Genomic DNA, 19,929 nt, shown 5'->3' with positions numbered 1-19,929 from the left:
GTTCGATGGGTGCGCGGTTGTGCCGCGCCGTAAGCCTTCGGCCCGCCGCGGCTTCGCGTCGGACAGTCCGTTTCGCCCGCCCGATGGGGGCGCGCGACGTGCGGAAGATTATCAAGACAAAATACCGGCAGGGCGCCTAGGACAAGCCCCGATACCGGGCCCGGCGGCGGCGCGTCGGGTGCGCTGCCGTTTCATACACAGGAACGATTCAGCCGAGCGTTTCGTTGACCGCGCGCTGCAGGCACGTGACGAAGTGCGACACGGCTGGCGTGGGCAGCAGGTCGCGCCGCGCGATGATCGACAGGTCGAAGCGCGGCATGCTTTCGTCGAGTTCGGCCGTGCGGATGCCGAGCGGCGCGACCATCGCGGCGAGCGGGCGCGTGAAGCAGCCGATCACGTCCGAGCGCGCGACGAGCCCCAGCGTCACCGCGAACGACATCGGCGAGCGCAGCAGACGTTTCGGCAGCGGCAGCCCGTGCGCCTCGAACATCCCGACCATCACGCTGTGCGGAAACTGCTCGGCGCCGACGGTGACGATCCACTCGGCGTCGAGCAGTTCCTCTAACCGGCGCGCGTGCGCGAGCGGATGACCGTCGCGCATCACGATCGTGAATTCGGTCGACAGCAGCAGCAATTGCGTGAGATCGCGGTCGAGCGCGGGCACATGGTGCATCGCAGCGATGTCGAGCGTACCGTTGCGCAACTGCGCGAGCGCATCGGGCACCGTCACTTCCTCCAGATGCAAGCTGACGTTCGGCATCGCCCCGCGGAACGCCGTCACCGCGTGCGGCAACGCGGTCAGCGCGATCGACGGCATCGTGCCGACCGCGACGCGGCCCGACATCTCGCCTTTCACCTGCTCGACGGTTTCGACCGTGCGGCGGATGTCGCCGAGCAACTGCTCGGCGCGCGGCAGCAGCGCCTCGCCGCAGGCGGTCAGCTCGACGCCGCGCACGCTGCGCACGAGCAGCTCCGCGTTGAGCGCCGTTTCGAGCTCGCGGATCGTATGCGTGATCGCCGGCTGCGTGACGCCGAGCTCGCGCGCGGCGGCGCGCAGGCTCTTGAGGTGCGCGGCGGAGACGAACGCCTGGAGCTGCGCGATGTTCAGGGGATTGCGGATGCGGGTCATCGGTCGGGTCCGGTTGGCGCAAAAGGGGGCGGCGGGTTCATGCTTCAGGTGGCGATCCCGATGCACGTCACGCATCGGCGCGCGCGCGGAACGCCTGGCGATAGCGCTGCGGCGATGTACCGACGATACGCGCGAACCGCTCGCGAAACGCGGTAACCGAACCGAACCCGGCTTCCGTCGCCACGTGTTCGATCGACAGCTCGGTCACCTCCAGCAACTGCTGCGCATGCCTGACGCGCGCGGTCTGCAGCCATTGCCCGGGCGACGTGCCCGTCTGCTCCTGGAAGCGCCGCGTCAGCGTGCGCACACTCGTCGACGCCTTGCGCGCGATCGCGTCGAGCGTCAGCGGCTTGCGCAGGTTGGCCTGCAGCCAGTCCATCAGGTCCTGCAGCCCGTCGCCGCCGGCCGGCCATTCGGGCGCGATGAACTGCGCCTGCCCGCCTTCGCGCACGCGCGGCGCCACTGCACTGCGGGCGGCGTCGACCGCGACCGCCGCGCCATAGTCGGCCTGGATCATGTGCAGGCACAGATCGAGGCCGGCCGCCGCGCCGGCCGAGGTCAGGATCTGACCGTTGTCGACGAACAGCACGTTCGGGTCGACGTCGACGTTCGGGTAGCGGCGCGCGAGTTCGGCGGCCGCGAGCCAGTGCGTCGTCGCGCGCAGGCGGTCGAGCAGCCCGGCTTCCGCGAGCACGAACGCGCCGCTGCAGATCGACGCGATCCGGCGCCCGCGCGCGGTCGCCGCGCGCAGCGCGTCGAGCACGCGGCGCGACGTGGGCGCGAGCGGTACCGACGTGCCGGGGACCATGATCGTATCGGCGTCGGCCAGCGCATCGAGGCGAAACGGCGGGCGCAGCTCGAACAGGTCGCCGCCGACGCGCGGCTGCTCGCTGCACACGCGTACACGGTACGCCTGCTCGATATTGGGCGCCCGCACGCGTGCGAACGTGTCGCAGGCGACGCCCAGGTCGAACGGGACGACATCGGGCAAAGCAAGAACGGCGACCGTGTGCATGGCGTGTGCGGCTGTGGCCAGAATCCGTTGAAAGATGTCATTCTAGCCAATGGCTCGAACCCGCACCACACGCGACAATCGCGGCGGACCTACCTGGAGCCCTGCCGATGAAACAAGACGATCGCAACGCGTTGCGGAACCTGCAATACCTGTCGCTGCTGGAGGCGACCACGCTCGTCGTGCTGGTGTGCGTGGCCGTGCCGCTCAAGCATCTGGCCGGGTATCCGGTCGCGGTATCGATCATGGGCCCGGTTCACGGCATCGCGTTCGTGATGTACGTCTGGGCAGTGGTCGGCACCGCGTCGAGCGGGCTGTGGAGCAAGGGCGACGTCGCGCGGCTCGTGCTGTCGGCCGTCGTGCCGTTCGCGGGGCTGGCGAGCGCCGGCTGGATCGCGCGCAGGCGGCACGCGCGATGATCTACCTGGCGCTGAAGGCCGTGCATCTGGTCGCCGTCGTCACGTTCGTCGGCGGGTTGTTGTTGTCGTCCGTCGGGGTCCGGATTGCAAACCTCGCCGTGCATCGCGCGGTGCGGCGCTGGGACCGCACGGTGACGGCGCCCGCGCTCGCGATCGTCTGGATCGCCGGCATCGCGCTCGCGCTGAGCGGTCACTGGTTCGGCGCCGCGTGGCTGTCGGTGAAGCTTGCGCTCGTCGTCGCGCTGTCGGTGCTGCACGGGATCCTGGCCGGCACGCTGCGGCGCATGGAGCGCGACGATCTCGTCGTCGCGCCGGCGCCGTGGCTCGGGCAGGCGGCGGGCGCGGTGATCGTCGCGATGGCGATCGTCGTCGGGCTGGCCGTGATCAAGCCGTTCTGACGGGGCGCGTGTCGCGCCGTTTTCGCGAAGCGCGTCACGCGACGCCGCGCGGACAAAAAAAGCCTGGAAACTCGCGTTCCCAGGCCTGGAGACCATCAACGACGATGGTGGAGGAGACGATCTCGTCCCGATGCGCGCCGCCCTTCTGCCGGCGACGTCGCGCTTGTCTCGCGGTCAGATCGCCCAGCCGCCGAGATAGAACGTGACGAGCACGGCCGCGATGAGCACGGTGCCGACGTTGAGCTTGCGGAATTCGCCGCTGGCGAGGCGGCCGATCACGAGCGTCGAGAAGCCGAGCATGATGCCCGTCACGATGTTCGCGGTCAGCACGATGAACACCGCGCACACGAGGCCCGACATCGCGTCGACCATGTCGTCCATGTGCAGCTTGCTCACGCTGCCGAGCATCAACAGGCCGACGTACATCAGCGCCGGCGCAGTGGCGTACGACGGCACGAGGCCCGCGAGCGGCGAGAAGAACATCACGACGAGGAACAGCAGGCCGACCACGGCGGCAGCGAGCCCCGTCTTCGCGCCGGCGGCCACGCCGACGCTCGACTCGATGTAGGCCGCGGCTGGCGCACCGCCGAGAAAGCCGGAGAAGATCGAACTGACCGAATCGGCGGTCAGCGCACGGCCGCCGTTGATGATGCGGCCGTTCTCGTCGAGCTGGCCCGCCTGGCCTGCGACCGCGCGGATCGTGCCGGTCGCGTCGAACACGGCGGTCATCACGAGCGCCAGCACGCTCGGCAGCACGGCCATCGACAGCGCGCCCTTGATGTCCATCGCGCCGATCAGCGATGCGTGGCCCGGTGCGCTCAGCGACGGCAGCGCGAAGATGCCGCGGTATTTCACGCCCGGATCGAAGATCAGGCCGAACACCGAGATCGCGATCACGACGAGCAGGATGCCGCCCGGCACGCGCCGCTTCTCGAGACCGAAGATCGCGGCGAGGCCGACGACCGACATGATGACCGGGAACGCGGTGATCTGGCCGAGCGAGACGGGCAGGCCGGCGCCCGGATTCTTGATCACGAGGCCGACGTCGTTCGACGCGATCAGCAGCAGGAACAGGCCGATGCCGATCCCGGTGCCGTGCGCGACGCCCGCGGGCAGGTTGCGCAGGATCCACGAACGCACGCCAGTCACCGAGATGCCGGTGAACACCAGGCCCATCAGGAACACGGCGCCGAGCGCGACCGTCGGGGGCAGCCCCTTGCCGAGCACGAGGCCGAACGCGGTGAACGCGGTCAGCGAGATCGCGCAGCCGATCGCGATCGGCAGCTTCGCCCACAGGCCCATCAGCAGCGAGCCGAATGCGGTGGTGAGACACACCGCGACGAACACGGCGCTCGTGTCGAAGCCGGCCTTGCCGAACATGCCGGGCACGACGAACACGGAATAGACCATCGCGAGGAAGGTGGTCACGCCGGCAATGATCTCGCGACGCTGCGTGCTGCCGCGCGCCGAAATGCCGAAGTACCGGTCGATGACTCCCGTGGTGCCAAAGTCAGTTTCTTCCGCGCCGACGCCGACCGTCGGCTGCACCGGGGTATCACTCATGAGCTTGCTCCTTTATCAGCATGCTGAAACGGCCGGTAGCGGACCGTCGTCAGGGTGTCTCGTATCTGGTTGAAATAATCGGCAACGTCGTGGAGACGCGTGACGCGTGACGCGTGACGCATGACGCGTAGCGTGGTCGACGCCCGTCGCGTGTGCTTTGCCGTAGCGAAGGTTAGGCGAACGGCCCATCACGTCCCATTGGGGGAAGAGCATGCAGCGCATGTCGCAGCGCTTATATCGGCGTGCAACAGGGCTTCGTTGGCGCGGAACGCGTGTATACGCCTAGTTGGAATCCGTTAAGTCGATTATTTGAACGCGGGGCGGCAGGCAGGGCGGGGGGCGGGCAGCGCATCGAATCTTACGAAGGTCTTTCGGCGGCGCTGCGCAGGCGCGGGGAAACGGCCGCGTGTGACGCGATTTGCCGCCATGTACAACTTGCATCCGGATGATACCGGTGCCGCGCGGAGGCTGCGCTCGCGCCCGTTCGCGCGTCAAGCGAGCGCGAGTTGCGCGAGGTACGCGCAAAACATGTCGGCCATCGCACTCGAGTACGCGTGGATTTCCTCCGGCGTGCGTTCGGTTTCCGAAAACGTCTTGCCGGCGCTGGTGAGCGTGGTCATGATCAGCTCGGAGACGAGCGCGCGCGGGCCGTCCGGCACGTCGGGCAGCGCCTCCCGCATGAAGGCGCTGAAGATTTGATTGCCGGCCGCCCTCGCCTCCTGCGCCTCGGGCGCGTCGCGATAAAGCGGCGCGGCATCGTCGAGCGCGATGCGCATCCGCGCTTCGTCGCATTCCGACCGGACGAACGCATGGACGACCGTTCGCAACCGCTCGGGCGGCGTCTTCTGCTGATCTTCCAGCATCCTGCACAGCATCTCGGACGTCTGCCGCCATTCGTCGTGCTGGAGCCGGAACAGCAGCGCGGCCTTGTTCGGGAAGTACTGGTACAGCGAGCCGACGCTCACGCCGGCGCGCTCGGCGACGCGCGCCATCGTGAAGCGCTGCGCGCCTTCGGTGGCCAAAACCTGAATAGCGGCCTGCAGCACGTCGTCGACGAGCCGGGTCGAGCGGGCCTGCCGAGGCTGTTTACGCGAGGCGATCGGGACGTGGCGACGGGCGGTCATGACGGGTCTGCGAATGCGAATAGTAAAACCTGAATAGTTCGTCATATTCTAGTCGGGCGCACTGACGCATTCAACCTGACACCGGAGATTCGCATGACCACCCTGATTCACGACCCGTTGGCATCGCTGCTCGCACGCCTGTTCGACGAAGCCGACGCGTCGTCGCCCGCGACGAGCCCGGACTTCGCCAACGTGTCGCGCGACGAGCAAGCGCGGCTGATGCGCAGCAAGACGGACTACGCCGATCTGTATGCGCGCCTGAAGGACTATCCGCTCGCCGTGTCGCGCGAGACGGGCACGCTGCTGTACATGCTCGCGCGCAGCGGCGGCGCCAAGGCAATCGTCGAATTCGGCACGTCGTTCGGCATTTCGACGCTGCATCTCGCGGCCGCGCTGCGCGACAACGGCGGCGGGCGGCTGATCACGAGCGAGTTCGAGCCGTCGAAGGTCGTGCGCGCGCACGCGAACCTGGCGGCGGCCGGATTGGCCGATCTCGTGGAAATTCGCGAAGGCGATGCGCTGCGCACGCTGGCCGCCGATCTTCCGGATTCGGTGGACCTGCTGCTGCTCGACGGCGCGAAGGCGCTGTATCCGGAGATTCTCGCGCGGGTCGAGCCGCGACTCAGGGCGGGGGCGTTCGTCGTGGCCGACAACGCCGAATACAGCCCCGACTATCTTGCTTACGTGCGTGCGCCGGAAAACGGCTATCTGTCGGTGCCGTTCGGCGGCGACGTCGAATTGTCGATGCGGATAGTCCGAGCGGCCTGAACGAGCGTATCGGCGGTTTCACGTTTCCGTGCCTGAAAGATAGGAAAGCTGAATAAGTGGAAGCGTGACGATCGCCTGATGCTTGCGAAGCTGTGCGCGTCACTTCAGGAACACGTAGCGCGCGAAGTACGGGAAGCGGCCGACCGCATGCTCGGTCGCGCACGTCGTCGCCGGCGGCATGCCGCCCGACGTATCGAGCCGCTGCACGAAGCGCACGCCGGCGAGCGTGCCGGTTGCGGCCGGCGTCGCCGCGAGCAGCAGTTGCGGAACGCTGGCCGCGCTTGCGCTCGGCACTTCCGCGAGCTTCTTGCCGGTGACGCGGCTACCGTCGAGCGCTTCCCACGACGGCCCCGCGCCGTGCCGCACGACGAGCGTGCCGCTTTCATCGAACAACATCGCCTCCGGCCGCTGGAAGGCCCACGCGAGCCGGTGTTCGGCATCGTATTCGCACGAATAGATCTGGACGCCGGTCGCGGTGGTCGCCAGCACCGGCGTGGCCGGCGCTGGCGGCGTGAGGCCGGCGGCCTCGTCGGCATGTGCGGGCGCGGTAACAGCCGCCAGGGAAAGACCGGCCGCAAGGGCCAGCAGCATGTCGCGTGTCGGGGAGCGGCTGGGCATGACGGGGCGTCCTTTCAGGTCGGGTGACGGTCGTACGGCGTCGATCTCGTCAACGTTAGACGCCGATCGCACAGGCTGCAATGCGGAAATGACAATCGCGGCGATAGTCGCCGCGATTGCCGAAAGGGCGGACGCGCGATCAGCGGATCGCGACCGGTCTGCACGAGGCCGACGGCCTGCTCGATGACGCAGGCTGTCAGCAGGTTGCCGAGCCGATCTCGTCGTTCGCACCGTGCACGGACGGATACCAGTCGGCCGCGGGGGCGGCCGGTGCGGCGTGCGCTGCCCGGGCTGCCGCGAACGGCAGGCTCGCGGCGAGCGTTGTCTTCATTCCGGATTCCTTCGGTTCGATTACGCCGCGGCTTGCGCGAGCGTCGGGTAGTCGGTCAGGCCGCGGGCGCCACCGCCGAACAGCGTGTTGCGATCGTGCGGCGCGAGCGCGGCGCCGGTGCGCAGCCGCTCGGGCAGGTCGGGATTCGCGACGAACGGGCGGCCGAATGCGACGAGGTCGGCCCAGCCGGCGGCGATCGCTTCGCGGGCGCGCTCGGCGGTGTACGCGCCGGCATAGATCAGCACGCCCGGGTACACGGCGCGCAGTTGCTGCTTGAAGGCGACCGGCATCAGCGGCGCGTCGTCCCAGTCGGCTTCCGCGATGTGCAGGTAGCCGACGCCGAGTTCGCCGAGCAACTTCGCGGCGGCGAGGTAGGTCGTTTCCGGATCGTCGTCGACGCAGCCGTTCAGCGTGGTCAGCGGTGCGAGGCGGATGCCGACGCGTGACGCGTCGCCGGTGCCTTCGATCAGCGCCTGCGTGACTTCGCGCAGGAAGCGCAGCCGGTTCTCCAGCGAGCCGCCATACGCGTCGGTGCGCGTATTCGCGTTCGAATCGATGAACTGGTTCACGAGGTAGCCGTTCGCGCCGTGCAGTTCGACGCCGTCGAAGCCGGCTTCGATCGCGTGGCGCGCGGCGGTGCGGTATTGATCGACGATCTCGCGGATCTCGTCGATCGACAGCGCGCGCGGCTCGGACGCCTGCACGAAGCCCGGCGTGCTGCCGTCTTCGCCGGCGATGAACACGTTCACGCCCTTCGCCTGGAGCGGCGACGACGACACCGGTTGTGCGCCGCCGAGCAGGCTCGTGTGGCTCAGCCGGCCGACGTGCCACAGCTGCGCGAAGATGCGGCCGTGCGCGGCATGCACGGCGTCCGTCACCTTGCGCCAGCCGGCGACTTGCGACGGCGTGTAAATGCCGGGCGTCCACGCGTAGCCCTTGCCGAGCGGCGCGATGTAGGTGCCTTCGCTGACGATCAGGCCCGCACTCGCGCGCTGCGCGTAATACGCGGCCATCAGTTCGTTGGCTTCGTCGCCGGGCTGGCTCGCGCGCGAGCGCGTCATCGGCGGCATCACGATGCGGTTCGGCAGCGTCAGCGCGCCGAGTTGCAGCGGTTGGAAAAGCGGGTCCTGGGTCATGATGGTGTCCGGTCGGTTGTGTCGCGGCCGGCGGGCCGCGGACGGGTCGATTGAGAGAGGCGCGCTTAGTCCCACTTCGGCGCGAGGCCGGCCGGGTCGACTTCGCGGCCATTGCGTTCGAGCGCGGCGATCTGCGCCATGTCTTCGTCGGTCAGGCGCAGCGTCTGCGCGAGCAGGTTGCTCGCGAGGTTCTCGCGCTTGGTCGACGACGGAATCACCGAGTAGCCGAGCTGCAGCGCCCATGCGAGTGCGACTTGCGCCGGCGTCGCGTCGTGACGCCGCGCGATCGCGCCGATCACCGGGTCGCCGAGCACCTTGCCGTACGCGAGCGTCATGTACGACGTCACGTGGATGCCTTCGGCGTTCAGGAACTCGACCAGCTTGCGGTTCTGCAGGTACGGGCTCAGTTCGATCTGATTGGTCGCGATCGCGTCCTTGCCGACGGCCGCGATTGCTTCCTTCGTCAGTGCGATGTTGAAGTTCGAGATGCCGATCTGGCGCGTGAGGCCCTTCGCCTTCGCATCCGCCAGCGCGGTCATGAACGCGTCGATCGACACGCCGTTGTCCGGCGCCGGCCAGTGGATCAGCGTCAGGTCGACGACGTCGGTGCGCAGCTTGCGCAGGCTTTCCTCGAGGCTGGCCGCCAGCTTGTCCGGTGCGTAGTTGTCGACCCAGATCTTGGTCGTGAGGAACAGGTCTTCGCGGCGCACGCCCGACGCGGCGATTGCTTCGCCGACTTCGGCTTCGTTGCCGTAGATCTGCGCGGTGTCGATCGCGCGGTAGCCGACTTCGAGGCCGTTGCGGACCGAGTCGATGACGACCTGGCCTTGCAGGCGGAACGTACCGAGGCCGAATGCGGGAATCTTGCTCATCATGTGCTCCTGAAAGGGGGCGATTGCGGTATGGAAGTCATTCTGGCGCTTGATACTGATGAGATAAACGCCTTCATAATTCAAAAATATTTGATTTAAAGTCAAATATTGATCGTGCCGCGGGCGCATGCGGGCCGTGGCCGGCCTTATGCGGCGCGCGTCTGCGGATGCGTTTTCGGATGGAACACGGGCAGCACGTCCGCCGCGATCTCGGCCATCGTCTCGTCGAGCGGCCGCCGGTTGCGGCGGAAATGCAGGCCGATGTGCTGCACGCCCGCGTCGCGCATCGCCGCGAGTTCTTCCGTCAGCGCGATGCGCCCCGCGCGGGCGCCGAAGCGGTGCCGCTGCAGCGGTTCGTGCGGATCTTCCGCGAGGTCGAGGTGGATGAAGCTCACGTAAGGCTTGTCGCCGGCCACCGCGTGCCAGTTCGCGGCGCGCTGCAGGTGATCGGCCGGCGTCCCCGGATACGCGAGGCAACCGTCCATGTGCTCGCCGATCCACGCGGGCGTCTGCTGCGCGAGACCCGCGACGAGCAGCGGCACCGGCGAACGGGCGGCGGGCAGCACTTCCAGGCCGGGCGGCAAGTGCCCGCGCGCGCCGTCGCGCAGCAGCGCGATCTGGTCGCGGAAGTTCTCGCCGCGCGTGGCGAAGTCGCGGCCGAACAGCGGATATTCGACCGGCCGGTCGCCGCTCGCGACGCCGAGCAGCAGGCGACCGCCGCTCAGTTCCTGGATCGTCGCGGCCGATTTCAGCGTGAGCAGCGGTTCGCGCAGCGGCAGCACGACGGCCGCGGTGCCTAGCAGGATGTCGCGCGTGATCCCGGCGAGGTAGCCGAGATACGAGAACGTTTCGAACACCTGCGCGGCGTCGCCGAACGACGGGTCGTACACCGGCACGTCGCGCACCCAGAGCGCGCGGAAGCCGAGCGTGTCGGCCAGTTGCGCGAGTTCCGCGTGGATTTCCAGGTCGGGCACGCCGGGGTGGCGGCCGTCATGCCGGCGTTTCGCGTTGCCGGACGGAGTCCAGTCGTTGTCGAGCGGCAGTTCGATGCCGATGCTGAAGCCGCCGTCGGCGAGCGTGTCGAGTGAAGTGGGCATGGTCGGGCTCCGTTCAGACGGCGCGCAGGCTGCCGTCGAGCCGGTAGAAATCGAGCGACGGCGCGGTGAAGAACGAGCGCGACGTGCCGGCGGCGAAATCGTCGATATGCACGACGGTTGCGCGATCGGCTTCCTGCCACGAGATCGCGTAGGTGTCGCCGGCAATGGGCTGCCACGTGTATTCGACTTCGCCCTTCGCGCCCGCGTACGGGCCTTCGGTGATCTCGTAGCGCATGTGGCGGCCGTCTTCGTCGTACGCGTTGAGCGCGGTGAGGCCGTCGTAACGGACTTCGAAAGTCTTGCCGGCGAACGGCGGACGTTGGGTCGGTGCGTTCATGCTGGGTAGCTCCTGCAAAAAGGTGACGTTCAATGGGCGAGTTCGACGGGTTCGGCCGTGCGTTCGGGCAACCCGTGGCGACGGTCGAGACGGCCGCTCAGCGCGGTGAGCGCAAATGCGCCGAGCGTGACGACGGCGGCGATCCACGGCGTGTGGCCGAGGCCGACGTTCGCGACGATCAGGCCGCCAAGCGACGACCCGCCGGCCACGCCGAGGTTGAAGGCGGCGATGTTGAAGCCCGATGCGACGTCGGTGGCGTCCGGCGCGAAGTGGCGCGCCTGCTTGACGACGTACACCTGCAGCCCTGGCACGTTGCCGAACGCCACGGCGCCCCACGCGAGCATCGTCAGCACCGCGAGCCATTTCACGTGGATCGTGAAGGTCAGCGCGAGCAGCACGATCGCGAGCAGCAGGAAGATCCGCTTGAGCGCCTTCACGGGGCCGACGGCGTCCGCGAGCTTGCCGCCCCACACGTTGCCGACCGCGACCGACACGCCGTAGCCGACGAGCACGAGGCTGACCTGCGACGGCGTGAAGCCGGCGATCTGTTCGAGCAGCGGCGCCATGTACGTGAACGCGATCAGCGAGCCGCCGTAGCCGACGGCCGTCATCGCATAGACGAGCAGCAGGCGCGGCTGGGCCAGCACGCGCAGCTGGCGGGCGAGCGGCGCCGGCGGCGTTTGCGGCAGCCCGCGCGGCACGAAGGCGACCGCGCCGAGGAACGCGACGAGGCCGAACAGCGCGACGACCAGGAACGTCGCGCGCCAGCCGAAGTGCTGGCCGATGAAGGTGCCGAGCGGAATGCCGGCGACGAACGCGACGGTCATGCCGCTGAACATCGTCGCGATCGCGCTCGCGGCCTTGTCCTTCGGCACGAGCGTGGTCGCGATGATCGAGCCGACCGAGAAGAACACGCCGTGCGCGAGGCCGGTGAGGACGCGTGCGACGATCAGCGATTCGTAGCCCGGCGCCTGCCACGCGACGAGGTTGCCGACGGTGAAGAGCGCCATCAGCCCGGCGAGCAGCGCCTTGCGCGGCACGCGGCCGGTGAGCGCGGTGAGGAGCGGCGCGCCGATGGCGACGCTCAGCGCGTACAGGCTGACGAGCAGGCCGGCGGACGGCAGGCTGACGCCGAGGTCGGCACCGATCGTCGGGATCAGCCCGACGATCACGAATTCGGTGGTGCCGATGGCAAAGGCGCTGATGGTCAGCGCAAGCAACGCGAGTGGCATGACGGGATCCGGGTTTCAGTCAGAATGGATCGCAGTGTGCCGGCTTTACTTTTGCTGAAAAACTGGTCTATAAACCAAATTGTTTTGATTTCAAGTCAACAATGAAGATCACCCTCGACGAACTCCAGGCCTTTACCGCCGTGGTCGACACCGGTTCGATCACGGCCGCCGCCCAGCAACTCGACCTCACCGTGTCGGCGACGAGCCGCACGCTCGCGCGGCTCGAGGAGAAGCTGAAGACCACGCTGCTGCGCCGGACCACGCGCCGGCTCGAGCTGACCGAGGAAGGGCGCGCGTTCCTGCAGGATGCGCGCGCGATCATCGAATCGGTCGAGAACGCGGAAGAGCAGATGGTCGCGCGGCGCGAGATGCCGTCGGGGCGCCTGCGCGTCGACGCCGCGACGCCGTTCATGCTGCACGTGATCGTGCCGCTCGTGCGCGGCTATCGCGAGCGCTTCCCGAAGGTCGACCTGGAGCTGAACAGCAACGAGGGCATCATCGACCTGCTGGAGCGGCGCACCGACGTCGCGATCCGGATCGGCCGGCTGAAGGATTCGACGCTGCACAGCCGGCGGATCGGCAACAGCCGGGTGCGTATCCTCGCAAGCCCCGACTACATCGAAGCGCACGGCCAGCCGCGCAAGGTCGAGGATCTGCCGAAGCACACGCTGCTCGGCTTCACGCAGCCCGAATCGCTGAACGTATGGCCGATCCTCGGCACGGATGGCGAGCCCTACCGCATCGAGCCCGGCGTCTGGTCGTCGAGCGGCGAGACACTGCGGCAGCTCGCGCTGGAGGGCACGGGTATCGTGTGCCTGTCGGATTTCGTGACCGCGCAGGATCGCGAGGCCGGGCGGCTCGTGCAGGTGCTCGCGCGGCAGACGCTCGATGTCGAGCAGCCGATCAACGCGGTGTATTACCGGAACACCGCGATCTCGTCGCGGATCGCGTCGTTCGTCGATTACATGATCGAGGTGCTCGGCGGCGGAAGCGGCAGCGATGCGCCGGGGCGGCGCAAGGCCGCGTGGCTGAGGTCGCAGTAGCGACGCAGCGCCGGCGGCGCTGCCCTTCGGGAGCGGGCGTGCCGAGCGGCGGCACGCCGTCGTGCTGCGATTACGCCTCTTCGGCCCACGACATCCCGTCGCGCGCGAGCAGCGCCGACGAAGCCGCGGGCCCGAACGTACCGGCCGTGTACAGGCGCGGCCGGTCGCCGAGCTGCTTCCAGCCGTCGAGGATCGGCTCGACCCACGACCAGGCGGCTTCGAGCTCGTCGCGGCGCATGAAGTGCGTGAGGCGGCCGCGGATCACGTCGATCAGCAGCCGTTCGTACGCTTCCGCGCGCCGCTCCGGAATCGCCTGCTGCAGGTCGAGGTTCAGGCTCACCGGCACCATGTTCATCCCGCTGCCCGGCTCCTTCGCGAGCATCTGCAGCTGGATCGATTCTTCCGGCTGAAGCTGGATCACGAGGCGGTTGCCGTAATTGCGCGGGCCGGTCGGGATGATCGAGAACGGCATGTCCGCGAACTCGATCACGATTTCCGACTGGCGGCGTTGCAGCCGCTTGCCGGTGCGCAGGAAGAACGGCACGTTCGCCCAGCGCCAGTTGTTGATGTGCGCGCGCAGCGCGACGAAGGTCTCCGCGCGGCTGTCCGCCGGCACGTTGTCTTCCTCGAGATAGCCCTTTACCGGCTGGCCGTCGACCGCGCCGGCCGTGTACTGGCCGCGCACCGTGTCGCGCGCGACGTCCGACAGCGACATCGGCCGCAGCGAGCGCAGCACCTTCAGCTTCTCGTCGCGCACCGCGTCCGGGTCGAGCGATACGGGCGGCTCCATCGCGACGATGCACAGCAGTTGCAGCAGGTGGTTCTGCACCATGTCGCGCAGCGCGCCGGTATGGTCGTAGAAGCCCGCACGGCTGCCGACGCCGACCGTTTCCGCGACCGTGATCTGCACGCTGCGGATGTTCGGCGCCTGCCACAGCGGCCCGAAGATCGGGTTGCCGAAGCGCAGCACCATCAGGTTCTGCACGGTTTCCTTGCCGAGATAGTGGTCGATCCGGTAGATCTGCGATTCCCCGAAGTGCTTGCCGACCGCGTTGTTGATCGCCTGCGCGGACGCGAGATCGTGGCCCAGCGGCTTTTCGAGGACGACGCGCGAGTGCGCGTCGACGAGGTGCGCGGCCGACAGGTTGTCGCAGATCGTCGTGAACAGCTCCGGCGACGTCGACAGGTAGAACACGCGGACCGCGTCGCCGCGCGCCGCTTCGGCCAGCCGCAGGTAGTCGTCCGGCGCGTTCACGTCGATCAGCACGTACTTGAACAGGTCGAGGAAGCGGCTCCACGCGTCGGCGTCGAACGCCTTCTCGTCGATGAACGGGCGCGACTGCTCGTCCATGAACTTGCGATAGCCGTCGACGCCCCAGTCGCGGCGGCCGACGGCGATGATGCGCGTCTCGGGCGGAAGATTGCAGTGCAGGTGCGCCATGTACAGCGCGGGCAACAGCTTGCGGGCGGCCAGGTCGCCGCCGCCGCCGAAAATGATCATGTCGACGGGCCGGGCGGCCGCGGTTTGGGAAGGCTGATTCGTCATGGGAGGTTCGCGGTTTGAAACGGTGAACGTGAAACGAACGTCGAGGGCATGGAGCGCCGGATCGCCGGCGCCGGTACGGCAAAACGCAATAGTGCACCGTTTTGATGGATTGCGTATGCGTTCCCCCCGGATGTAACAGGGCTTGCATTCCCGATGACGGGTGATTATGATTGAGCGCTCACTCATTAAAGGAATCGAACGTGGCCCGACCGCGCAGTCCCGACAAGCACGAAGCCATCCTCGCCGCGGCCGCGCGCGCGCTCGCCGAGGACGGTGCGACCGCGACGACCGCGCGCATCGCGAGGCTCGCCGGCGTGGCGGAGGGCACGGTGTTCACGTACTTCGAGACCAAGGATGCGTTGCTGAACGCGCTGTACCTGAGCCTGAAGGCCGAGCTGCGCGAGGCGATGATGACCGGGTTTCCGGAACATGCGCCGGCCGAGCAGGCCGTGCGGCATGCGTGGAACGGCTATGTGTCGTGGGGCGTCGCGAATCCGGACGGCCGGCGTGCGCTGCAGCAGCTCGGCGTGAGCGGGCGCATCGACGACGCGCATCGCGCGGCCGGCACCGAGGGCTTCGGCGCGATCCGCGCGCTGCTGCGCGAACAGGTCGCCGCGTCGGGCGCGCTGAACCGCGACGAAGCGCATGCGTTCTGCTCGGCGTTGTTTACGTCGATTGCGGACACCGCGATGGAATCGATCGCACGCGATCCCGCGCGGGCCGATGCATATCGGGAAGCCGGCTTTCGCGCGTTGTGGGCCGTGTTGCACACGGTGTGAGTCAGGCATGGCCGTCGGGCGGCGCGTGCCGCGACGACGGGCAGGGAGTTTCAGGCAGGGCGATGCAGATCAGGAACGATCGATTCATCGTCCACATTAATGAGTGAGTGATCATTCATTTTCATCGTTTCACCACGATCAAGGAGTGGAAAATGTCGAAAGTCTGGTTGGTAACGGGGGCCGCACGCGGCCTCGGGCGAGCGATTTCGGAAGCCGTGCTGGCTGCGGGCGACCGACTGGTGGCCGGCGCACGCGACCCGGCGCGACTGGCCGATCTGGCCGAACGGTATGGCGACCGGTTGCTGCCGGTCGCGCTCGACGTCACCGACGAAGCGGCGGCGGAGCAGGCCGTCGCGGCGGCACGCGCCGCGTTCGGTCGCATCGACGTGCTGGTGAACAACGCGGGTTACGGCCATACGGCGCCGTTCGAGCAGACGGGCGCCGAGGTGTTCCGCGACCAGATCGAAACGAACCTGTTCGGCGTGATCAATCTGACGCGCGCGGTGCTGCCGACGATGCGCGCACAGCGCGCGGGGCACATCTTCCAGGTGTCGTCGGTCGGCGGGCGGACGTCGACGCCGGGGTTGTCCGCGTATCAGGCCGCGAAGTGGGCGGTCGGCGGATTCAGCGACGTGCTCGCGAAGGAAGTCGCGCCGTTCGGCGTGCGCGTGTGCACGCTCGAACCGGGCGGGATGCGCACCGAATGGGCCGCGCAGGCGAAGCGCGACGTCGACGATCTGCTGCCCGACTATCAGCCGTCGGTCGGCAAGATTCTCGAGTTGCTCGGTGCGTATGGCGGCCACGAGATCGGCGATCCCGCGCGGATCGCGGCGCTGATCGTCGACCTGTCGCGCCGCGACGACGTGCCGATGCGCCTGCTGCTCGGCGGCGATGCGCTGTTCGTCTGCGAGCAGGCGGAACGGCAGCGCGCGGAAGAGGCGGCGCGGTGGCGGGACGCCACGCTGTCCACGCAGTTTCCGGACGCGAAGCTGCCGGACGGGCTGGAGGCGTTGAAGGCGGTCGAGTAAGGGTGGCCGTCGTCGCGGGCGGCGCGTCCCATGCCGTTCAGTCGCTCGACTGAACGGCATCAATTCTCGCGTCACTGCGCAATTCGCCGCGCATGTATTGCAGACAGGAAGCCGGTGTCTGCGTCGACACGCGGACGTACTACCGGCCGTCGGGAGCGGCCCTGTACCCGAGCTCGCCGCTGATCAGCCCGGCCTCGTGGCGCAGCGCCGTCGCGACCGGCCCGTCGATCGACGCGTCGAAGCCGCCGGTCGCGCCCAGCGCGGTGATCGCCGCACACATATGTCCGTTCGCATCGAATAGCGGTGCCGACACGGCGCTGATGCCCTTCAGGTTCGTGTCGCAGACGGTCGCGAGGCCGGACGCGCGGATCTCGCGCTGCAATGTGCCAACCGGATCGCGTCGATCGAGCTGGGCGCGCAACTCGGCCGGCGCCGACGCGAGCTCGTCTTCCGCAAGCTGTCGCACACGCGGCTCGTCGAGCAGCGCGAGGAACAGCCGCCCGGTTGCGGACCATAGCAACGACATCACCGAGCCGGCGCGAACGTTGACCGTGACCGGCAAGCCGGGCTCTTCGAAGCGCATGATCGTCGGCCCGCGGTTGCCCATGATCGCGACGAAGCACGTCACCTCCAGGCGCTCGCGCACGCGCACGAGCGACGGTTCGGCGAGCCGTATCGGGTCGGCCATCCGGATCGCCGCGAGCCCGATCGAGATGCACTGGGGCCCGAGCACGTACTGCTGGGTGGCGCGCTCCTGCGTGACGAACGATTCCTCCATCAGGCTCGCCAGATAGCGGTGAACCTTCGCGGGATTCTCGTCGAGCCGCGCCGCGAGCGCGGTCAGCGTGGCGCGGCCGCCGCACGCGGCGAGTTCCTTCAGCACGAGCAGGCCGGTCGAGGCGGACTGGACGCGTTGCCGGCGGTCGCGCTCGGGCGGCGCGGTCTTCTTCGTTCTGGCGATTTTTTCCATAAGCCGGATTCTAGCCGGACGACCGACGGCGCCCGGCCGCCAAGGTTTACCCCAGTCGTTTGATTACGCATTGCGTATTAGATTTACGCAAAATCATAGCACGGGAGTGAATCATGTCCGTCACGGAGCGCCACGCGTCATCGTCGAAGTGTCCGTTTCATCCTGCGCCGGCCGTCGCGACCGCGCCGAACGGCTGTCCGGTCAGCGCCGCCGCAGCCGCGTTCGATCCGTTCGACGACGGCTACCAGCAGGATCCGCCCGAGTACGTGCGCTGGGCACGCGAGCAGGAGCCCGTGTTCTACAGCCCCCAACTCGGCTACTGGGTCGTCACGCGCTACGACGACATCAAGGCGATCTTTCGCGACAACATCACGTTCAGCCCGTCGATCGCATTGGAGAAGATCACGCCCACCGGCCCCGAGGCGAACGCGGTGCTCGCGTCGTACGGCTTTGCGCTGAACCGCACGCTCGTCAACGAGGACGAGCCCGCGCACATGCCGCGCCGCCGCGCGCTGCTCGACCCGTTCACGCCCGACGCGCTGAAGCATCACGAACCGATGGTGCGCCGGCTCGCGCGCGAATACGTGGACCGCTTCATCGACGACGGTCGAGCGGATCTGGTCGACCAGATGCTGTGGGAAGTGCCGCTCACCGTCGCGCTGCACTTTCTCGGCGTGCCCGAGGAGGACATGGACACGCTGCGCGAATACTCGATCGCGCACACGATCAACACGTGGGGCCGCCCGAAACCGGAGGAGCAGGTCGCGGTCGCGCATGCGGTCGGCAAGTTCTGGCAGTTCGCGGGCAAGGTGCTCGACAAGATGCGCGAGAATCCGTCCGGGCCCGGCTGGATGCAGTACGGGATCCGCAAGCAGAAGGAACTGCCGGACGTGATCACCGATTCGTATCTGCATTCGATGATGATGGCGGGCATCGTCGCCGCGCACGAGACGACCGCGAACGCGACGGCCAACGCGATGAAGCTGCTGCTGCAGCATCCCGACGCGTGGCGCGACATCTGCGAGGATCCGTCGCTGATCCCGAACGCGGTCGAGGAGTGCCTGCGCCACAACGGCTCGGTCGCCGCATGGCGACGGCTCGCGACGAAGGACGTGACGATCGGCGGCATCGACATTCCGGCGGGCTCGAAGCTGCTGATCGTCACGTCGTCCGCGAATCACGACGAAGCGCGCTTCGCGGACGCCGACTTGTTCGACATCCGCCGCGAGAACGCGAACGATCAGCTGACGTTCGGCTATGGATCGCATCAGTGCATGGGCAAGAATCTCGCACGCATGGAGATGCAGGTCTTCCTCGACGAATTCACGCGCCGTCTGCCGCACATGAAGCTTGCCGAGCAGCGCTTCACGTATGTGCCGAACACGTCGTTCCGCGGCCCCGAACACCTGTACGTCGAATGGGATCCGGCGCTGAATCCCGAGCGCCGCGACCCGTCGGTGCTGCGCCCGCGCGCGGCGGTGCGCATCGGCGAGCCGTCGTCGCACGCGGTGAGCCGCGCGGTCACGGTCGAACGCGTGTCGATGTGCGCGGATCGCGTCGCCCACATCCGGCTCGTGTCCGCCGACGGCCGCCCGCTGCCGCGCTGGACGCCGGGCTCGCATATCGACGTGATCTGCGGCGATACCGGCATCACGCGCCAGTACTCGCTGTGCGGCGACCCGGCCGAGCGCGACGCGTACGAGATCGCGGTATTGCACGACGCGCAGAGCCGCGGCGGATCGGCGTGGGTGCATGCGAATGTGCGCGCCGGCGATGTGCTCAAGATCCGCGGCGCGCGCAATCATTTCCGCTTCGCAGCCGACACCCACAAGGCCATCTTCGTCGCGGGCGGCATCGGCATTACGTCGATCAGTGCGATGGCGCGCGAAGCGAAGGCGCGTGGCATCGATTACGCCATCCACTACAGCGGCTCGCGACGCGCGTCGATGGCGATGCTCGACACGCTCGCCGCGCTGCATGGGGAGCGTCTGCACGTGTACGTGTCGGAAGAAGGTTCGCGTAACGACTTTCGTGCGCTGTTCGCACAGCCGGCCGACGACACGCACGTCTACGCGTGCGGCCCCGCGCGGATGCTCGATGCGCTCGAAGCGAGTTGCGCGCACTGGCCGCGCGATGCGCTGCGGGTCGAGCATTTCGTGTCGACGAAGGCGGCGCTCGATCCGTCGAAGGAGCGGCCGTTCGAAGTCGAACTGAAGGATTCGGGCATCACGCTGACGGTCTCGGCGAACCAGACCGTGCTCGACGCGTTGCAGCACGCGAACATCGACGTGCAGAGCGACTGCCGCGAAGGGCTGTGCGGATCGTGCGAAGTCCGCGTGCTGGCCGGTCGAGTCGATCATCGCGACAGCGTGCTCACGCGCGCGGAGCGCGACGCGCACGACCGCATGATGACCTGCTGTTCGCGCGCGTGCGGCGGCGAGCGGCTCGTTCTCGAACTCTGAATGCGCGGTGGCGCCGCCGCGCCGCTCGCCCCCTATAAACCACAAAAAAGACCGGAGACATGCGC

Annotated in this window: 20 protein-coding genes; 7 read left to right on the top strand and 13 right to left on the bottom strand. The window is 68.0% G+C overall.

The genetic code is table 11. The annotated features are described in order from the left end of the window. Nucleotides 1-208: 208 nt before the first annotated feature. Together HWW87_RS31370 and HWW87_RS31365 are read right to left on the bottom strand one after the other, a co-directional pair. Nucleotides 209-1,129, bottom strand: coding sequence for a LysR substrate-binding domain-containing protein (locus tag HWW87_RS31370; RefSeq protein WP_175823555.1), 921 nt, complete (start codon nucleotides 1,127-1,129; stop codon nucleotides 209-211). Nucleotides 1,130-1,196: 67 nt separating this feature from the next. Next, nucleotides 1,197-2,144 (bottom strand): helix-turn-helix domain-containing protein, encoded by a 948-nt coding sequence (locus tag HWW87_RS31365; protein WP_175823554.1) that lies wholly within the window; start codon nucleotides 2,142-2,144, stop codon nucleotides 1,197-1,199. Nucleotides 2,145-2,251: 107 nt separating this feature from the next. Between HWW87_RS31365 and HWW87_RS31360 the strand changes: the two genes are divergently transcribed. Together HWW87_RS31360 and HWW87_RS31355 are read left to right on the top strand one after the other, a co-directional pair. Continuing rightward, a complete protein-coding gene (locus HWW87_RS31360; protein ID WP_175823553.1) occupies nucleotides 2,252-2,560 on the top strand; it encodes a DUF3817 domain-containing protein in 309 nt (102 codons plus the stop codon). Continuing rightward, entirely contained in the window at nucleotides 2,557-2,958 is a 402-nt protein-coding gene (locus HWW87_RS31355; RefSeq protein WP_175823552.1) for a CopD family protein, read from the top strand. The genes HWW87_RS31360 and HWW87_RS31355 overlap by 4 nt, the downstream gene beginning before the upstream one ends. Nucleotides 2,959-3,132: 174 nt before the next feature. Here the strand turns inward: HWW87_RS31355 and HWW87_RS31350 are convergent, their stop codons facing one another. Then, nucleotides 3,133-4,521, bottom strand: a complete 1,389-nt coding sequence (locus HWW87_RS31350) for an NCS2 family permease (RefSeq protein ID WP_175823551.1) — start codon at nucleotides 4,519-4,521, stop codon at nucleotides 3,133-3,135. 491 nt (nucleotides 4,522-5,012) lie between these two features. Further along, the gene (locus HWW87_RS31345; protein WP_244107374.1) at nucleotides 5,013-5,645 is read right to left on the bottom strand and encodes a TetR family transcriptional regulator; all 633 of its coding nucleotides are present in this window, start codon (nucleotides 5,643-5,645) and stop codon (nucleotides 5,013-5,015) included. 93 nt (nucleotides 5,646-5,738) lie between these two features. Here HWW87_RS31345 and HWW87_RS31340 point away from each other — a divergent pair, with 93 nt between their 5' ends. Next, nucleotides 5,739-6,413, top strand: coding sequence for an O-methyltransferase (locus HWW87_RS31340; RefSeq protein ID WP_175823549.1), 675 nt, complete (start codon nucleotides 5,739-5,741; stop codon nucleotides 6,411-6,413). Between the two features lie 99 nt (nucleotides 6,414-6,512). Here the strand turns inward: HWW87_RS31340 and HWW87_RS31335 are convergent, their stop codons facing one another. The 7 genes from HWW87_RS31335 to HWW87_RS31305 all read right to left on the bottom strand — a co-directional run bounded on the left by HWW87_RS31335 (nucleotide 6,513) and on the right by HWW87_RS31305 (nucleotide 12,036). Continuing rightward, complete coding sequence (locus HWW87_RS31335; protein WP_175823548.1) at nucleotides 6,513-7,031, bottom strand: DUF3455 domain-containing protein; 519 nt, start codon at nucleotides 7,029-7,031, stop codon at nucleotides 6,513-6,515. Between the two features lie 196 nt (nucleotides 7,032-7,227). Then, nucleotides 7,228-7,362: a hypothetical protein gene (locus HWW87_RS37470; protein WP_279608063.1), complete on the bottom strand. Its 135-nt coding sequence runs from the start codon at nucleotides 7,360-7,362 to the stop codon at nucleotides 7,228-7,230. A 20-nt stretch (nucleotides 7,363-7,382) separates the two neighbouring features. Further along, nucleotides 7,383-8,498, bottom strand: coding sequence for an alkene reductase (locus tag HWW87_RS31325; RefSeq protein WP_175823547.1), 1,116 nt, complete (start codon nucleotides 8,496-8,498; stop codon nucleotides 7,383-7,385). A 65-nt stretch (nucleotides 8,499-8,563) separates the two neighbouring features. Continuing rightward, the gene (gene dkgB / locus HWW87_RS31320) at nucleotides 8,564-9,370 is read right to left on the bottom strand and encodes a 2,5-didehydrogluconate reductase DkgB (RefSeq protein ID WP_175823546.1); all 807 of its coding nucleotides are present in this window, start codon (nucleotides 9,368-9,370) and stop codon (nucleotides 8,564-8,566) included. Nucleotides 9,371-9,516: 146 nt separating this feature from the next. Then, the gene (locus HWW87_RS31315; protein WP_175823545.1) at nucleotides 9,517-10,467 is read right to left on the bottom strand and encodes an LLM class oxidoreductase; all 951 of its coding nucleotides are present in this window, start codon (nucleotides 10,465-10,467) and stop codon (nucleotides 9,517-9,519) included. A 13-nt stretch (nucleotides 10,468-10,480) separates the two neighbouring features. Next, nucleotides 10,481-10,804: an adenylate cyclase gene (locus HWW87_RS31310; RefSeq protein WP_175823544.1), complete on the bottom strand. Its 324-nt coding sequence runs from the start codon at nucleotides 10,802-10,804 to the stop codon at nucleotides 10,481-10,483. A gap of 29 nt (nucleotides 10,805-10,833) precedes the next feature. Further along, nucleotides 10,834-12,036 carry an MFS transporter gene (locus HWW87_RS31305; RefSeq protein ID WP_175823543.1) on the bottom strand — a complete coding sequence of 401 codons (1,203 nt, stop codon included), beginning with the start codon at nucleotides 12,034-12,036 and terminating at the stop codon, nucleotides 10,834-10,836. Between the two features lie 101 nt (nucleotides 12,037-12,137). Between HWW87_RS31305 and HWW87_RS31300 the strand changes: the two genes are divergently transcribed. Next, a complete protein-coding gene (locus tag HWW87_RS31300; protein WP_175823542.1) occupies nucleotides 12,138-13,079 on the top strand; it encodes a LysR family transcriptional regulator in 942 nt (313 codons plus the stop codon). Between the two features lie 70 nt (nucleotides 13,080-13,149). Here HWW87_RS31300 and zwf read toward each other — a convergent pair whose 3' ends face one another. Continuing rightward, nucleotides 13,150-14,625: a glucose-6-phosphate dehydrogenase gene (gene zwf, locus HWW87_RS31295; RefSeq protein WP_175823541.1), complete on the bottom strand. Its 1,476-nt coding sequence runs from the start codon at nucleotides 14,623-14,625 to the stop codon at nucleotides 13,150-13,152. A gap of 200 nt (nucleotides 14,626-14,825) precedes the next feature. Here zwf and HWW87_RS31290 point away from each other — a divergent pair, with 200 nt between their 5' ends. Both HWW87_RS31290 and HWW87_RS31285 read left to right on the top strand, forming a co-directional pair. Beyond that, the gene (locus HWW87_RS31290) at nucleotides 14,826-15,404 is read left to right on the top strand and encodes a TetR/AcrR family transcriptional regulator (protein ID WP_175823540.1); all 579 of its coding nucleotides are present in this window, start codon (nucleotides 14,826-14,828) and stop codon (nucleotides 15,402-15,404) included. Between the two features lie 152 nt (nucleotides 15,405-15,556). Then, nucleotides 15,557-16,432, top strand: a complete 876-nt coding sequence (locus HWW87_RS31285) for an SDR family NAD(P)-dependent oxidoreductase (RefSeq protein WP_175823539.1) — start codon at nucleotides 15,557-15,559, stop codon at nucleotides 16,430-16,432. A gap of 139 nt (nucleotides 16,433-16,571) precedes the next feature. Here HWW87_RS31285 and HWW87_RS31280 read toward each other — a convergent pair whose 3' ends face one another. Continuing rightward, nucleotides 16,572-17,402 carry an IclR family transcriptional regulator gene (locus HWW87_RS31280; protein ID WP_174429361.1) on the bottom strand — a complete coding sequence of 277 codons (831 nt, stop codon included), beginning with the start codon at nucleotides 17,400-17,402 and terminating at the stop codon, nucleotides 16,572-16,574. A 113-nt stretch (nucleotides 17,403-17,515) separates the two neighbouring features. On the opposite strand from HWW87_RS31280, the gene HWW87_RS31275 reads away from it, so the two are divergent. After that, the gene (locus tag HWW87_RS31275) at nucleotides 17,516-19,864 is read left to right on the top strand and encodes a cytochrome P450/oxidoreductase (RefSeq protein ID WP_175823538.1); all 2,349 of its coding nucleotides are present in this window, start codon (nucleotides 17,516-17,518) and stop codon (nucleotides 19,862-19,864) included. Nucleotides 19,865-19,929: the final 65 nt, after the last annotated feature.

The sequence above is a fragment of the Burkholderia sp. BCC0419 genome (assembly GCF_902830285.1).
In the GTDB taxonomy this organism is placed as follows: Bacteria; Pseudomonadota; Gammaproteobacteria; order Burkholderiales; family Burkholderiaceae; genus Burkholderia.
This window is presented reverse-complemented; position numbering and strand designations above follow the sequence as displayed.

Coding starts and splice junctions, on each gene's coding strand:
- HWW87_RS31370 (WP_175823555.1), bottom strand. CDS start 1,129: ATGACCCGCATCCGCAATCCCCTGAACATCGCGCAGCTCCAGGCGTTC.
- HWW87_RS31365 (WP_175823554.1), bottom strand. CDS start 2,144: ATGCACACGGTCGCCGTTCTTGCTTTGCCCGATGTCGTCCCGTTCGAC.
- HWW87_RS31360 (WP_175823553.1), top strand. CDS start 2,252: ATGAAACAAGACGATCGCAACGCGTTGCGGAACCTGCAATACCTGTCG.
- HWW87_RS31355 (WP_175823552.1), top strand. CDS start 2,557: ATGATCTACCTGGCGCTGAAGGCCGTGCATCTGGTCGCCGTCGTCACG.
- HWW87_RS31350 (WP_175823551.1), bottom strand. CDS start 4,521: ATGAGTGATACCCCGGTGCAGCCGACGGTCGGCGTCGGCGCGGAAGAA.
- HWW87_RS31345 (WP_244107374.1), bottom strand. CDS start 5,645: ATGACCGCCCGTCGCCACGTCCCGATCGCCTCGCGTAAACAGCCTCGG.
- HWW87_RS31340 (WP_175823549.1), top strand. CDS start 5,739: ATGACCACCCTGATTCACGACCCGTTGGCATCGCTGCTCGCACGCCTG.
- HWW87_RS31335 (WP_175823548.1), bottom strand. CDS start 7,031: ATGCCCAGCCGCTCCCCGACACGCGACATGCTGCTGGCCCTTGCGGCC.
- HWW87_RS37470 (WP_279608063.1), bottom strand. CDS start 7,362: ATGAAGACAACGCTCGCCGCGAGCCTGCCGTTCGCGGCAGCCCGGGCA.
- HWW87_RS31325 (WP_175823547.1), bottom strand. CDS start 8,498: ATGACCCAGGACCCGCTTTTCCAACCGCTGCAACTCGGCGCGCTGACG.
- dkgB (WP_175823546.1), bottom strand. CDS start 9,370: ATGAGCAAGATTCCCGCATTCGGCCTCGGTACGTTCCGCCTGCAAGGC.
- HWW87_RS31315 (WP_175823545.1), bottom strand. CDS start 10,467: ATGCCCACTTCACTCGACACGCTCGCCGACGGCGGCTTCAGCATCGGC.
- HWW87_RS31310 (WP_175823544.1), bottom strand. CDS start 10,804: ATGAACGCACCGACCCAACGTCCGCCGTTCGCCGGCAAGACTTTCGAA.
- HWW87_RS31305 (WP_175823543.1), bottom strand. CDS start 12,036: ATGCCACTCGCGTTGCTTGCGCTGACCATCAGCGCCTTTGCCATCGGC.
- HWW87_RS31300 (WP_175823542.1), top strand. CDS start 12,138: ATGAAGATCACCCTCGACGAACTCCAGGCCTTTACCGCCGTGGTCGAC.
- zwf (WP_175823541.1), bottom strand. CDS start 14,625: ATGACGAATCAGCCTTCCCAAACCGCGGCCGCCCGGCCCGTCGACATG.
- HWW87_RS31285 (WP_175823539.1), top strand. CDS start 15,557: ATGTCGAAAGTCTGGTTGGTAACGGGGGCCGCACGCGGCCTCGGGCGA.
- HWW87_RS31280 (WP_174429361.1), bottom strand. CDS start 17,402: ATGGAAAAAATCGCCAGAACGAAGAAGACCGCGCCGCCCGAGCGCGAC.
- HWW87_RS31275 (WP_175823538.1), top strand. CDS start 17,516: ATGTCCGTCACGGAGCGCCACGCGTCATCGTCGAAGTGTCCGTTTCAT.